Source organism: Microbacterium sp. ZOR0019 (assembly GCF_000800925.1).
Classification (GTDB): domain Bacteria; phylum Actinomycetota; class Actinomycetes; order Actinomycetales; family Microbacteriaceae; genus Microbacterium; species Microbacterium aurugineum.
Map to the genome: position 1 here is coordinate 1 of NZ_JRKC01000028.1, position 12,703 is coordinate 12,703.

Sequence of the window (12,703 nt, forward strand, 5' to 3'; positions counted from 1 at the left end):
CCCCCCCTCGTCCCCCCCCGTGCCTTGGGCCCCGGACGCGGGATCAAAAACGCACCTGAACACGCCCACGGAGGTGCGATCTCGATCCCGCACCCGCCCTGCGCGCGTCGTGCACCCGCCCCGCGCGCGGCGGCATCGCCGGTGCGGGATCGAAAAGGGACCGCGTACGCGTGTGGCAGGTGACATATTGCACCCGCGACGGGACGGCGACGCGCGGGGGGCGGGACGGGGCGGGACGGGGCGGGGTCAGAGGGAGTAGAAGGCGGCGGCGCTGTCGTGGAAGAGGGCGGTCTGGTCGAGGCCGCGCGAGTGCGCCCACGCGGCGACCGTGTCGAACCAACGCACACGCGACGATGATCCGTAACCCGCGCCGCTGACGGCGGAGACCGGCCAGTCGCTTCCCCACATCATCCGCTCCAGCCCGAACAGGTCGGCCGCCACGTCCAGGAACGGGATCAGCTGCTCAGCGCTCCACTCGCCGCCGGCCTCGGCGGGCAGACCGGAGATCTTGCAGAAGGTGAGGGGATGCCGGGCGAGTTCGGCCAGATCCCGCTCCCACTCCGACGGCGGCGCGAGCGGAGCCGATGCCGTTCCGACCGCGGGCTTGCCGAGGTGGTCGAGCACGATCCGCAGTTCCGGGATCGCTCCGGCCAGGCGTGCCACATCCGGGAGCTGCGAGTGCCGCACGCACGCATCGAAGGTCCAGCCCCTGGCGGCGACCTCGCGCGCGCCCGTCACGAACGCGGTGGACAGGGCGGTGCCGTCGGGCTCATCCTGCAGGAGGTGTCGCACGCCGACCACGAGAGGCTCGGACGATAGTTCCTCCAGGTGCACGGTCGTGTCCGTGCCGCCGTCCAGTCGCACGCCCGCCACGATCCCGACCACCCCGAGCTCCCCCGCCTGGCCTGCGACCCAGCGCACCTCGTCGAGGGACTCGTCCTCCCGCGCCCCGGCCTGCACGAACACGGCCGTCTCCTCGGAGGCATCCTCGATCCGCGCTCGCTCGAGCTCGCCGCCCCCGAACCTTCCGACGAGAGGGCCTTCGAGCCAGGTATAGGTCAGAACCTCGGGATCCCAGAGGTGCAGATGTGAATCGAGAACGCGCATGCCTCCATCCTGCCGGAGACATCCGATCAATCGCTAGGATGACGCTCATGGCAGTCACCGACGAGGCGATCGAGAAGATCAAGGCGATGATCGTGGCGGGCGAGCTCTCCCCCGGCGACCGGCTTCCCCCCGAGAAAGAGCTCTCCGAGCGGCTGGGACTCTCCCGCAACTCCATGCGCGAAGCGGTCAAGGCGCTCGAGGTCATCCGCGTCCTCGATGTGCGTCGGGGGGACGGCACCTACGTCACGAGCCTCGAACCCCACCTGCTGCTGGAGGCCATCTCGTTCGTCGTCGACATGCACGATGACGACTCGATGCTCGAGATCTTCGCGGTGCGCCGGATGCTGGAGTCGCAGGCGACCGGACTCGCGGCGACCCTGGGCACCGACGAGAAGATCTCCGAGCTGCAGGCCGAGGTCGATTCGGTCGATGCGGCGGTCACGATCGAGGCCCTCGTCGATCACGACATCCGGTTCCATCGGGAGATCGTCGCGATGTCCGGCAATGCCTACCTCGCGAGCCTCATCGAGCACCTGAGCAGCCAGACCGTGCGCGCGCGCGTGTGGCGAGGCCTCACCGAGGGTGGCGCCGTCGAGCGAACCCTGTCGGAGCACCGGGCCATCGCCGATGCGATCGCCCAGCACGACTCGGCTCTCGCGACCTCGCTGGCCACCGCGCACATCGCAGGCGTCGAGCGCTGGCTGCGTCAGGCCGCGGCGAGCTGACAGCGGCGGCGGGCGCCGCTCATGCCCCCAGGCGCACCATCGCGGCGTCGAACTCCGCCGCGGAGCTGTCGCTCACCTCATGGAAGAGCACGCGGTCGAGCACGTCGGGGGCGGCAGTGAAGTACGGGACGCCGGCCAGGCGCAAGCCCGTGATGTCATCCGGAGAGCGCAGCGACGCGGCGAGCACGTTCGAGTCGCTGCCCGCGCACACCTCCTGCATCCGCGCGATCGTCGCATCGCCGTCGAGCCCGGCATCGCGCATCCGTCCGAGGTACGGAGCGATGTACTGCACCCCGGTCGACGCGCACGCGAGCGCCTGCGCGACCGAATACACGGCGGTCACCAGAACGGTCGCACCGTCACGCACGAGCGCGGATGCCGCGGCGAACCCCGCAGACGTCGCGGGCACCTTCACGGCGACCCGGTCCCCCAGCGCGCGGATACCCTCGGCGTTGCGGAGGAAGGACGCGGTGTCGCCGCCCCAGGTCTGGAAGAAGATCTCCTTCGCCCCCTCCGACTCCCAGCGGGCGTAGAGCTCGGGGATCTCGGCGGCGGTGCGGCCTCCCCGTTCCAGGATGGTCGGGTTCGTGGTCACGCCGTGCACCACGCCCGTGGCGAGCAGCCGGGAGACGCGGTCGACATCGGCGCTGTCGACGTACAGGCGTGGCGCGATCGGGGTCATCGGGGTCTCCTCGCGGACAACCTGTCGTTACAGGTACGGATTCGGCTAATGTAATGACAGCCACCGCGATCTGTCAAAGCGTCGGCTACACCTGCCGTCGAGGAAGATCAGGAGCAAGATGACCCCCGCACACTCCGAAGACCGCTCCGGTGTCGTCATCGTCGGCAGCGTCACGGCCGACGTCACCACGTTCTCCGGGCGCCTGCCCGCACGGGGCGAGACGATCCTGGGAGACGAGTTCACCCTCATGCTGGGTGGCAAGGGAGCGAACCAGGCCGTCGCGGCCGGACGCTCGGGGGCGCGCACGAGCTTCGTCGGCTGTGTCGGAGACGACCTGTTCCATGACCTCGTGGTCGACGGGCTCACCGCGGCCGGGGTCGACCTCACGCATCTGCGCACGGTTCCCGGCCCCACCGGCATCGCGCACATCCGTGTCGACTCCTCCGCGCAGAACGACATCGTGATGGTGCCGCTCGCCAACGCCGCCCTCAGCGCCCCGCAGATCGACGAGGCCCTCACGGCTCTCGCCCCCACGACCTCGGTGCTGCTCACCCAGCTCGAGACCCCCTCCGCGCTCACCGCGCACATCACCGCGCGGGGACGCGAACTCGGCATGACCGTCATCCTCGATCCGGCCCCGGCCGCCGAGCTGGACGCCGAGATCTGGCGGAGCATCGACATCGTCACCCCCAACGAGACCGAGGCGACGCTGATCAGCGGCATCGAGGTGACGGATGCCGCGTCAGCCGAACGCGCCGGACGCTGGTTCCTCGCGCAGGGAGTCGGCGCGGCGGTGATCACCCTCGCGGGCCAGGGATCGTGCGTCATCACCGCGGAAGGCGCGTCCGTGATCCCGCCGTTCCCGGTGGAGGCGGTCGACACGACCGCGGCGGGAGACGCGTACGCGGGGTACCTCGGTGCCGCGCTCGCCAACGGCAGCACCCTGGCGGACGCCGTGCGCCTGGCCACGGCCGCCGGCGCGCTGACGGTCACGAAGCAGGGCGCGTCGCCCAGCCTTCCGCACCGCACCGAGGTCGACGCGTTCCTGACCGCACGCCTGGCCGCGCCCGTCGCGAACTGACTTCCTGTACCGGACCTGCGGAGAACCGAGGACACACATGCGTAAGACGGCCACCACCATCAATCCCGCACTCTCCCGCGTGATCAGCGAGACCGGGCACACGGACCTCGTCGTGGTCACCGACGCCGGGCTGCCCATCCCTCCCGGCTCCGAGCGCATCGACCTGGCGTACCGCCCGGGCGCTCCGGAGTTCCTCGATGTGCTCGACACCGTGCTCGCCGAGATGGTGGTCGAGGGGGCGACGGTCTCGGCCGAGGTCGCCGAGAAGAGCCCGGAGGTGCTGGCCGCACTGCGGGAGCGATTCGCCGGCATGGGGTTCGAGATCGAGCTCATCCCCCACGTCGAGTTCAAGAAGCTCAGCCAGGGCGCTCGCGCGTTCGTGCGCTCCGGGGAGTTCACCCCCTACGCCAACGTGATCCTGCACGCAGGGGTGGCGTACTGATGGTCACCGTCGACGACGCGATCGACCGCCACTCCGCCGCCCCCATGTATGACCAGCTGCGCCAGCTGATCATCGACGGCATCGCCCGCGACGGCCTGCAGCCCGGCGACCCGCTGCCGGGAGAGCACCGCCTCTGCGAGCGGTACGGCATCTCGCGCACCGTCGTCCGCCAAGCGCTCGCCCAGCTGGAGCACGAAGGGCTCGTGGAGCGCGTGAAGGGCAAGGGCACGTTCGTCTCCCGGCCCCGCACGAGCGAGAGTCTCGTGCACACGCTGGTGGGCCTGTACGACGACGTCGAGCGCCGCGGCGGACACGTGCACAGCGACGTCCTGCGACACGAACGGACGACAGCCGACGAGGAGGTCGCGCTCGCGCTCGAGCTCCCCGTCGACTCCCCGGTCGTCGTCTTGGAGCGCCTGCGTCACGTCGACGGCGAGCCGTGGTCGCTGTCGACGACGTGGATGCCGGAGGCCACGGGCTCCGTGACGCTCGGCGCCGACCTGACCGAGGGGTCGCTGTACCGGCTCCTCGCCGAACACGACATCGTCGCGACGCACGGCGTGCGCTCGGCGGAGGCGACGGTGGCGACGCACGAACAGGCGCAGTTCCTGGGCGTCAGCGCCGGCTCGGCCCTGCTGCGCCTGCGCAGCATCAGCCGCAGCGCCGACGGTGCACCGATCGAGTACTTCGTCGCCTATCACCGCGGTGACCGGTCGCGCTTCGAGTTCCAGCTCCAGCAAGAGCAGTCGCAGGCCTCCCTGCTGCACGTCGACGGCGATGGCGGGGCCTCGCGCGCCGGGACGGTGGGCTGAGTCGCCCGGTAGTGTCGAGGGCATGAGCGACTGGACCAGCACCGCGATCGCCCTGCTGGAAGCCGATGCCAACCGCAGCGCCGACACGCATCTGCACCTCTTCCCGCTGCCGCCCGAATGGGGCATCGACCTGTATCTCAAGGATGAGTCCGTGCACCCCACCGGCTCCCTCAAGCACCGCCTCGCGCGCTCGCTCATCCTCTACGGCCTGGTCAACGGACGCATCCGCGAAGACACCACGCTCGTAGAGTCCTCGAGCGGATCGACCGCCGTCTCCGAGGCCTACTTCGCTCGGATGCTCGGGCTGAAGTTCATCACGGTCGTGCCGCGCTCGACGGTGCAGGAGAAGATCGACCTCATCGAGTTCTACGGCGGCACCTGCCACTTCGTCGACCGCGCCGAGGACATGTCTTCCGAGGCGCAGCGCCTCGCCTCCGACTGCACCGGCCACTACCTCGACCAGTTCACGTTCGCCGAGCGCGCGACCGACTGGCGCGGCAACAACAACATCGCCGAGAGCGTGTTCAGCCAGCTCGCCCAGGAGCGGCATCCGATCCCCACGTGGATCGTCACGGGTGCAGGCACCGGCGGCACGAGCGCGACCTTCGGACGCTACGTGAAGTACCGTCGGCATGACACCAAGGTCGCGGTCGTGGACCCCGAGGGTTCGGCCTTCTACGACGGATGGGCCGGCACCGTGGATCCGCCCGCCGGCCGTCCGAGCCGCATCGAGGGAATCGGTCGCCCGCGGGTCGAGCCCTCGTTCGTGCCCACCGTGATCGACGAGATGATCCGTGTCCCTGATGCCGGCTCGATCGCCGCGATCCGCCTGTTGCGCGAGCGCACCCTGCACTGGGCGGGCGGGTCGACCGGCACGAACCTCTACGGCGCGTTCCAGCTGATCGCCCGGATGCGCGCCGCGGGTGAGGCCGGCAGCGTCGTGACCCTGATCTGCGACAGCGGCATCCGCTACGCCGGCACCTACTATTCGGACGAGTGGGTGGCGCAGCAGGGGTGGGACCTCGCCCCGCACCGCGCACGGCTGGAAGGCTTCCTGGAGACCGGCGACTGGGCGGAGTGACGGTTCAGGTCGACGAGCGGCGCCACCATCGCCGCCGAGGGGCCTCTGGAGTCGACGGCGTCGGCGCGTTCGCGCCATCGGGCTTCCGCCGCCGACGGCGCCACTCGTCGACCTCCGCATCCACGTCTCGGAGCGGCGTGACGACCGGGGGCCCGCCCGTCAACTGCATCCGCGCCGCACGGATGCGGGAGTTGAAGTCCTCCACGTGCCGACGCACGTCTTCTTCCTGAGAGTAGGTGTCGAGGACAGCTCGAAGGTTCGCGTCCTCCGTGCGCAGCTGGAACACCGGCGGCGCCAGACCCGTGAGGTTCTCCCGCTCGATCTTCTGCCGGATCCACCAGTCGGGATCGTGAGTGCGGCCGAGATTCTCGATGGGCTTTCCCGCACCGGGCAGATCGTCGAACTCGCCGCGACGGATCGCCATCTGGATGTTCAGCTCGACCGCGGCCCAGCGTTCCTCGGTCGTCGACCATCGCGGCGGGCCCCCGGCACCGGCGGTGTCACCCTCGTCTTCCTCGGCGTCATGCATCAGCAGCCCCCTTCGATGGCGTGCTCGATTCACTGTGGAGGCTACCCGAATCACGGGGGCACTCGGTAAGTTCGCGGACCATCCTCGGACTCCCCCGTACGCTGGCCGCATGACTACTCTGATCCTCACCGTCGCGGGTGCAGACCGTCCGGGCCTCGTCGCCGCCGTCGCCGATGTCGTGGACGCGTACGGCGGAAACTGGGAGAACAGCTCGCTGGCCGAACTCGCCGGCACGTTCGCCGGCGTCATCGAGCTCTCGGTCGCCGACGACAAGGAGGCCGAGCTGACCTCCGCCCTGCGCGGCCTGCAGGGTCAGGGGCTGCTGACGCTGCACGTGCTCACCGGCACCCCGGAGACCGTCGCCGCAGACGATCGGCTGCTCGAGATCCAGGTGCTCGGCAACGACCGCCCCGGCATCGTGCGAGAGATCTCGGCCGTGTTGAGCACGCACGCACTGAGCATCGAGGAGCTGGCCACCGAGACCCGGGATGCCGCGATGGCGGGCGGCCGTCTGTTCGAAGCCTCGGTGGTCGCGAAGGTCCCCGCCACCGTCGACCTCGACGCCCTGCGCGCCGACCTCGAGCGCCTGGCCACCGAGATCCAGGTCGACATCACCGTCACCTGACCCGAGACCCCCGCACCTCGCCGACGCCCCCGCCAGCACACGTCACTCCGCGGGGGTCTCGACGCGCAGCGGGGGTGTCGGCGCGCAGACGGGGTGCCGGAGCGCAGACTCAGTCCTCGAGGCCGGAGTAGCGCCGGACCCAGTACTCCGTGTACGCGACGTGCGCCGAGGCCGCGGCGCTCGCTGCGACAGGATCCGCCGCCGCCAGGCCGCGCAGGATCGCGCGGTGGCCGGCATCCGAGTGGATCTTGAGCTCGGCTGCATCCTCGGGATCGGAGATGCGATACGCCCGCGAACGCGAACGCAACACGTCGATCAGACTGGTCAGCGCCTCGTTCCCCGCCACCCCGGAGATCGCCATGTGGAACTCATGGTCGAGGCGCGACTGCACCTCGAAGTCGGTGGTCGCCTCGATCTCGTCGAGCACGCGGTCCAGGGACTCCACGGTCTCTACGTCGATGCGGGCGGCGGCGAGCGCGGCGGCATGCGGTTCGAGCACCCGGCGCAGCTCGGTGAGTTCGAGCACCCCCGCCATCGGCAGCAGTCCGACCGTCAGTGACAGGCTGCCGATCAGGTCGGCCGCGCGCAGTTCGCTGACATAGCTCCCCGATCCGTGCCGGGTGTCGAGCACACCGAGTGCGGCCAGCATCCGGATCGCCTCGCGGAGAGACCCGCGGGAGACACCGAGCCGTTCACACAGTTCCCCTTCACTCGGCAGCCGGTCACCCGGCCGCAGCGCACCATCGGCGATCAGCGCCCGCAACCCGTGCAGCGCCGTGTCGAGTGCGCTCATCGTGATCCTCTCTGACACTCCCCCACCCCTCGTGAAGTCTGGCGGAACTCCCCTTCGCAGGGAACTCGTATGACAACTATGTTTCATCCTTCCTGTTTTCGTGGCAGTTTTCGCGCTCGTGTGGCAAAGTTGTGCAACAACTCGCCCCACTCATCGATGAGGACTGATGCCCGCACCGTTGTTCCCCGCACCGCTCACGCTGAACTCCGGTGTGCGCGCCCGTGACGCCTGGCCCCTCGACCCGGCGGTGATCCACCTCAACCACGGATCCTTCGGCGCGGTCCCCTCCGCCGTCGTCGCGCATCAGGACGCTCTTCGCCGCCGCGCGGATCTCAGCCCGGTCGAGTGGTTCCCCCGCATCGCGGAGCGTGTGCAGGATGCCCGCGAACGCACCGCGCCCTTCGTGGGTGCCCGGACGGAGGACAGCGTCTTCGTCCCCAACGCCTCCGCCGCCGCCACCGTGGTCTACAACGCGCTGCAGTTGGAAGCCGGGGACGAGATCCTCGTCACCGACCAGGGCTACGGCGCCATCACCATGGGGGCCGAGCGCCTCGCCCGCCGGTTCGGCGCCCGCGTCCGCACGGTCGCCCTCCCGCTGCTCTCCTCCGACGACGAGATCGTGCAGCTCTTCGCCGATCATCTCTCCCCCCGCACCCGTCTGATCGTGGTCGACCAGATCACGTCGCCGACCGCACGGATGCTGCCCACACGGCGCATCGCCGAGGCGGCGGCCGAGCGCGGGGTGCGCACGCTCGTCGACGGCGCTCACGCCCCCGGCCTCGTCCCGGACGCCGCTGCCGTCGCGGGCGGCGACTGGTGGTTCGGAAACCTCCACAAGTGGCCCTGCGCGCCCCGCGGCTCCGCACTGCTGGTCACCTCCGCCCCCGACCGCGACGAACTGTGGCCACTCATCGACTCGTGGGCGGCGCGCGAACCGTACCCCTCCCGCTTCGACACCCAGGGCACGATCGACGCCACGACCTACCTGGCCACCCCGACCGCCATCGACTTCATCGAGAACGAGTTCGGTTGGGCTGCGGCACGCGCAGCGATGACGGAGATCGCGGATGCCGGCGCCGAGCTGATCGCGGAAGCCCTGCGCCCCTACGGCGACGAGGACCCGCTCACCCCGCTCCCCTCCCCTGTGCCGTCGATGCGACTCGTGCGTCTTCCGCTCGGGCTGGGGGCGACACGGGAAGAGGCCGACGCCCTGCGCATGGACCTCCTCGATGAGGTCGGCGTCGAGACGGCCTTCACCAGCTTCCGCGGTATCGGCTACTTCCGACTCTCCGCGCACCTCTACAACGAGGCCTCCGACTACGAGGCCTTCGTGGAGCGGTGCGTCCCGCAGATCCTGAGCCGTGCGGGCATCCGCCGCGCCGACTCCCTCGTCCTGCCCTGATCCGCCCACCGTTCACCCGACCGCAACACCCACCCACCCCAACCGAGAGGCACTTCGTGAAGAACAAGATCTTGACGACAGCAGCGGGATTCGGCACCGTCGCCGTCCTCGCTCTCACCGGCTGTTCCGCGAGCTCCGGCCCGTCGGCCGACGGCACGGTCACCCTGCAGATGGTCGAGAGCCTGACCAACCCGGCCCGCACCGAGCTCATCCGCGGACTCCTCGACGAGTTCGAGAAGGACAACCCGAAGATCACGGTCAACCTGGTCTCCCCTCCCACCGAGCAGGCCGACGCGAAGATCCAGCAGATGCTGCAGTCCGGCAAGGGCGTGGACGTGCTGGAGGTGCGCGACATCACCGTCGGACCGTTCGCGAACAACGGCTGGCTGTACGACCTCGGCCCCGACCTCGAGAAGTGGGACGGCTGGGACGCCCTGACCGACAACGCGCAGTCCGCGTCCGTGGCCGCCGACGGCAAGAGCTACTTCGTTCCGTACGGCTTCTACGGGCTGTCGCTGTTCTACCGCACCGACCTCGTGAAGGACGCGGGCTTCGACGGACCCCCGCACAGCTGGAAGGACCTGCTCGAGCAGGCGTCCGCGATCCAGGACCCCTCGAACAACATCTACGGCTACGCGTTCCGCGGCGGCCAGAACGCGAACAGCAACGTCGTCGCGGCCATCGAGGCCTACACGATCGACGGGCTCGACACCGAGGACGCCTTCCTGATGGAGGACGGCTCGACGATCTTCGCCGCACCCGAGGCGCAGGATGCCGTCGACGACTACTTCGACCTGTTCACGGAGGCCTCCCCGCCTTCCGCCGTCTCGTGGGGCTACCCCGAGATGGTCGCCGGATTCACGAACGGCACCACCGCGTTCCTGCTGCAGGACCCCGAGGTCATCGCGACCGTGCAGGACTCCTCCCTCACCGAGGACCAGTGGGACACCGCTCCGCTGCTCGTCGGCCCCTCCGGCAAGGCCGCGCAGCCGCTCGCCGTGGCCGGGTGGGGCGTCGCCGAGAACAGCGAGAACAAGGAGGCGGCCGTCAAGCTGGTCGAGTTCCTCTCGTCGGCCGAGCCCGCCACCGAGTTCGCCCAGGCCAACAGCCTGGTGCCGATCATCACGGCTGCAGCGGATGACGACTTCTACTCGTCGGGCCCCTGGACCAGCTACGTCACCATGACGGAAGACCCGGAGACGTACGTCAACGTGCGCCAGCCGCGCGGGGTCAGCTGGTGGACCGAGTGGATCCAGAAGTCCGACCAGGATGTGCAGAACGTACTGCTGGGCAACATGTCGACCAGCGACCTGCTGGCCTCGTGGGACGCGTTCTGGACCGAGAAGTACGCCGCGGAAAAGGGCTGACCTGTGGCCCGCACCGCTCAGAAGGGAGGCTCCGTCGGCACTGCTTCGCAGCAGGCAGCCGTCGGGGCCTCCCCGGCATCCCGTCGACGTCGTCCGTTCCGAGGGCGCCAGGCATGGACGCTGCTGGCGTTCCTCGCCCCCGCGGTCGTCTTCGTGTGCTGGTTCACCTACTGGCCGATGCTGCAGGGCGCGCGCATGGCCTTCCACGACTGGAACCTGTGGGACCTCACGTCGACGCCGTTCGTCGGCTTCGACAACTTCCTCGCGGTGTTCCGTGACCCCGCGTTCCCGACGGTGGCAGGGAACTCCGTGCTCTGGGTCGTCGGCTCGCTCGTGCCGCAGCTCGTGATCGGATTCCTGATCGCGCTCGCCCTGCGCAAGCGGTTCCGGTTCCGCGGCGTCTACCAGGCGCTCGTGTTCTTCCCCTGGGCGGTGTCCGGCTTCCTGATCGGCATGCTGTTCCGGTGGATGTTCAACGCGGAGTTCGGTGTGGTCAACGACCTGCTCATGAAGGCAGGACTGATCGACGCCCCCCTCCCCTGGCTGGCGGATCCGAAGCTCGCGATGTTCGCGGTGATCGTCGCCAACGTCTGGTACGGGGTCACGTTCTTCGCGATCATGATCCTCGCCGCTCTGCAGTCGGTGCCCGACGAGATGCTGGAGGCTGCGAGCCTCGACGGCGCCGGCAAGGTCCGTCAGCTCTTCTCGATCATCATCCCGTACATCTCGATGACGCTGCTGCTGACGATCCTGCTGCGAGTGATCTGGATCTTCAACTTCCCCGACATCATCTACGCGATGACCAACGGCGGACCCGCCAACCAGACGCACATCATCACGACGTGGATGATCAACTACACCCAGCAGGGCAATTACGGCTTCGCGAGCGCGATCGGCCTCATCGTGATGGCCGTCCTGTTCGTGTTCTGCGCGTTCTACCTGATGGCGATGCGGAGAGTGCAGCGATGACCATGACAGACACCTCCCGCACGGGCTCCTCGGTCACCGAGACCCGCCGCATCACCGTGCCCGACCCGGCATCCGCCCCGCGTCCGAAGCCGCGCGTCACGGTCGGCGGCGTCATCCGCGTCGTGGGTCTCGCGCTCTGGCTCGTGATCACGCTGTTCCCGCTGTACTGGATCGCGCTGACCGCGTTCAAGTCGCCCGGGACGATCAACAGGTTCCCGATCGAGTACTGGCCGAGCGAGCCTTCGCTCGACAACTTCACGAGTCTGTTCGAGAAGAGCTCGTTCGGGGTGTTCCTCGGCAACTCGGCCCTGGTCGCGGTCGTCGGCGGTGCGGTGGCGACACTCATCGCCCTGCTCAGCGCCTATGTGCTCGCCCGCTTCGAGTTCCGGGGCAAGGGCGCGATCCTGATCGCGTTCCTGCTGACGCAGATGATCCCGGCCTTCATCGCGCTGGGACCGCTGTACTCGATGATGACGGACCTCGGGCTGGTCGACACCAAGCCCGGACTCATCCTCGTCTACATCGCGATCTGCATCCCGTTCTCGACGGTCATGCTGAGGGGCTTCTTCGAGAACGTGCCCGATGCCCTCGAAGAGGCCGCCATGATCGACGGATGCTCCCGCCTCGGAGCCCTGTTCCGCGTGCTCGTCCCGGTGATGACGCCCGGCATCATCGCGGCGTTCATCTTCAACTTCGTGAACTGCTGGAACGAGCTGTTCCTGTCGGTCGTGCTCATGAACACCGATGAGAACCGCACCGTGCCCTCCGCGTTGAACGGCTTCATCTCGACGTTCAACATCGACTGGGGGTCGATGAGTGCCGCAGCCGTGCTGACGATCCTGCCGACCATGGCGATGTTCGCGCTCGCGAGCCGCTGGATCGTGCAGGGCCTGACAGCCGGTGCCGTGAAGGAGTAACCCCCGCCCCGTCTCGTCCGTCGCGTCCGTCGCGTTCGTCGCGCCCGTCGCGTCCGCCGCGCCCGTCGCGTCCGTCGCGTTCGTCGCGTCCGTCGCGTTCGCCGAGACCCCCTTCCACCGCCGAGGCCCCCTCTGATTCGCAAGATTCAGAGGGGGCCTCGGCGGGCAGAG

General features: G+C 69.1%; 14 protein-coding genes. 10 read left to right on the plus strand and 4 right to left on the minus strand.

Going from position 1 to position 12,703, the window contains the following annotated elements:
• Positions 1 to 246: 246 nt before the first annotated feature.
• Positions 247 to 1,107, minus strand: coding sequence for an amidohydrolase family protein (locus tag L978_RS07870; protein WP_081996965.1), 861 nt, complete (start codon positions 1,105 to 1,107; stop codon positions 247 to 249).
• A gap of 47 nt (positions 1,108 to 1,154) precedes the next feature.
• Here L978_RS07870 and L978_RS07875 point away from each other — a divergent pair, with 47 nt between their 5' ends.
• On the plus strand, positions 1,155 to 1,832 hold the full coding sequence (locus L978_RS07875; protein WP_047522088.1) for a FadR/GntR family transcriptional regulator: 678 nt from the start codon (positions 1,155 to 1,157) through the stop codon (positions 1,830 to 1,832).
• A gap of 19 nt (positions 1,833 to 1,851) precedes the next feature.
• Here L978_RS07875 and L978_RS07880 read toward each other — a convergent pair whose 3' ends face one another.
• Positions 1,852 to 2,514 carry a transaldolase family protein gene (locus L978_RS07880; protein ID WP_052193419.1) on the minus strand — a complete coding sequence of 221 codons (663 nt, stop codon included), beginning with the start codon at positions 2,512 to 2,514 and terminating at the stop codon, positions 1,852 to 1,854.
• Between the two features lie 118 nt (positions 2,515 to 2,632).
• Here L978_RS07880 and L978_RS07885 point away from each other — a divergent pair, with 118 nt between their 5' ends.
• From L978_RS07885 to L978_RS07900, 4 genes are read left to right on the plus strand one after another with little or no spacing between them, the layout of a single operon-like run.
• Positions 2,633 to 3,595 (plus strand): ribokinase, encoded by a 963-nt coding sequence (locus L978_RS07885; RefSeq protein ID WP_047522090.1) that lies wholly within the window; start codon positions 2,633 to 2,635, stop codon positions 3,593 to 3,595.
• 37 nt (positions 3,596 to 3,632) lie between these two features.
• The gene (rbsD, locus tag L978_RS07890; protein ID WP_047522092.1) at positions 3,633 to 4,037 is read left to right on the plus strand and encodes a D-ribose pyranase; all 405 of its coding nucleotides are present in this window, start codon (positions 3,633 to 3,635) and stop codon (positions 4,035 to 4,037) included.
• A complete protein-coding gene (locus L978_RS07895; RefSeq protein ID WP_047522094.1) occupies positions 4,037 to 4,849 on the plus strand; it encodes a GntR family transcriptional regulator in 813 nt (270 codons plus the stop codon). The genes rbsD and L978_RS07895 overlap by 1 nt, the downstream gene beginning before the upstream one ends.
• Before the next feature lie 22 nt (positions 4,850 to 4,871).
• On the plus strand, positions 4,872 to 5,930 hold the full coding sequence (locus tag L978_RS07900; RefSeq protein ID WP_047522095.1) for a PLP-dependent cysteine synthase family protein: 1,059 nt from the start codon (positions 4,872 to 4,874) through the stop codon (positions 5,928 to 5,930).
• Between the two features lie 4 nt (positions 5,931 to 5,934).
• Here L978_RS07900 and L978_RS07905 read toward each other — a convergent pair whose 3' ends face one another.
• The gene (locus tag L978_RS07905; RefSeq protein ID WP_052193420.1) at positions 5,935 to 6,459 is read right to left on the minus strand and encodes a J-domain-containing protein; all 525 of its coding nucleotides are present in this window, start codon (positions 6,457 to 6,459) and stop codon (positions 5,935 to 5,937) included.
• 109 nt (positions 6,460 to 6,568) lie between these two features.
• Here L978_RS07905 and L978_RS07910 point away from each other — a divergent pair, with 109 nt between their 5' ends.
• The gene (locus tag L978_RS07910; RefSeq protein WP_047522097.1) at positions 6,569 to 7,084 is read left to right on the plus strand and encodes a glycine cleavage system protein R; all 516 of its coding nucleotides are present in this window, start codon (positions 6,569 to 6,571) and stop codon (positions 7,082 to 7,084) included.
• A 109-nt stretch (positions 7,085 to 7,193) separates the two neighbouring features.
• Here L978_RS07910 and L978_RS07915 read toward each other — a convergent pair whose 3' ends face one another.
• Positions 7,194 to 7,877, minus strand: coding sequence for a FadR/GntR family transcriptional regulator (locus L978_RS07915; RefSeq protein WP_047522099.1), 684 nt, complete (start codon positions 7,875 to 7,877; stop codon positions 7,194 to 7,196).
• A 166-nt stretch (positions 7,878 to 8,043) separates the two neighbouring features.
• Here L978_RS07915 and L978_RS07920 point away from each other — a divergent pair, with 166 nt between their 5' ends.
• Genes L978_RS07920 through L978_RS07935 form a run of 4 tightly spaced genes read left to right on the plus strand, consistent with a single transcriptional unit; the run spans position 8,044 to position 12,532 of the window.
• Entirely contained in the window at positions 8,044 to 9,279 is a 1,236-nt protein-coding gene (locus L978_RS07920) for an aminotransferase class V-fold PLP-dependent enzyme (protein WP_047522101.1), read from the plus strand.
• Between the two features lie 56 nt (positions 9,280 to 9,335).
• Positions 9,336 to 10,646 (plus strand): ABC transporter substrate-binding protein, encoded by a 1,311-nt coding sequence (locus L978_RS07925; protein ID WP_047522103.1) that lies wholly within the window; start codon positions 9,336 to 9,338, stop codon positions 10,644 to 10,646.
• Positions 10,647 to 10,649: 3 nt separating this feature from the next.
• Entirely contained in the window at positions 10,650 to 11,615 is a 966-nt protein-coding gene (locus tag L978_RS07930) for a carbohydrate ABC transporter permease (RefSeq protein ID WP_047522105.1), read from the plus strand.
• Complete coding sequence (locus tag L978_RS07935; protein ID WP_197055632.1) at positions 11,612 to 12,532, plus strand: carbohydrate ABC transporter permease; 921 nt, start codon at positions 11,612 to 11,614, stop codon at positions 12,530 to 12,532. Before L978_RS07930 ends, L978_RS07935 begins: the two co-directional genes overlap by 4 nt.
• Positions 12,533 to 12,703: the final 171 nt, after the last annotated feature.

Excerpts from the sequence above, each read along its gene's own strand:
- L978_RS07870 (WP_081996965.1), bottom strand. The coding sequence starts at position 1,107 with ATGCGCGTTCTCGATTCACATCTGCACCTCTGGGATCCCGAGGTTCTG.
- L978_RS07875 (WP_047522088.1), top strand. The coding sequence starts at position 1,155 with ATGGCAGTCACCGACGAGGCGATCGAGAAGATCAAGGCGATGATCGTG.
- L978_RS07880 (WP_052193419.1), bottom strand. The coding sequence starts at position 2,514 with ATGACCCCGATCGCGCCACGCCTGTACGTCGACAGCGCCGATGTCGAC.
- L978_RS07885 (WP_047522090.1), top strand. The coding sequence starts at position 2,633 with ATGACCCCCGCACACTCCGAAGACCGCTCCGGTGTCGTCATCGTCGGC.
- rbsD (WP_047522092.1), top strand. The coding sequence starts at position 3,633 with ATGCGTAAGACGGCCACCACCATCAATCCCGCACTCTCCCGCGTGATC.
- L978_RS07895 (WP_047522094.1), top strand. The coding sequence starts at position 4,037 with ATGGTCACCGTCGACGACGCGATCGACCGCCACTCCGCCGCCCCCATG.
- L978_RS07900 (WP_047522095.1), top strand. The coding sequence starts at position 4,872 with ATGAGCGACTGGACCAGCACCGCGATCGCCCTGCTGGAAGCCGATGCC.
- L978_RS07905 (WP_052193420.1), bottom strand. The coding sequence starts at position 6,459 with ATGCATGACGCCGAGGAAGACGAGGGTGACACCGCCGGTGCCGGGGGC.
- L978_RS07910 (WP_047522097.1), top strand. The coding sequence starts at position 6,569 with ATGACTACTCTGATCCTCACCGTCGCGGGTGCAGACCGTCCGGGCCTC.
- L978_RS07915 (WP_047522099.1), bottom strand. The coding sequence starts at position 7,877 with ATGAGCGCACTCGACACGGCGCTGCACGGGTTGCGGGCGCTGATCGCC.
- L978_RS07920 (WP_047522101.1), top strand. The coding sequence starts at position 8,044 with ATGCCCGCACCGTTGTTCCCCGCACCGCTCACGCTGAACTCCGGTGTG.
- L978_RS07935 (WP_197055632.1), top strand. The coding sequence starts at position 11,612 with ATGACCATGACAGACACCTCCCGCACGGGCTCCTCGGTCACCGAGACC.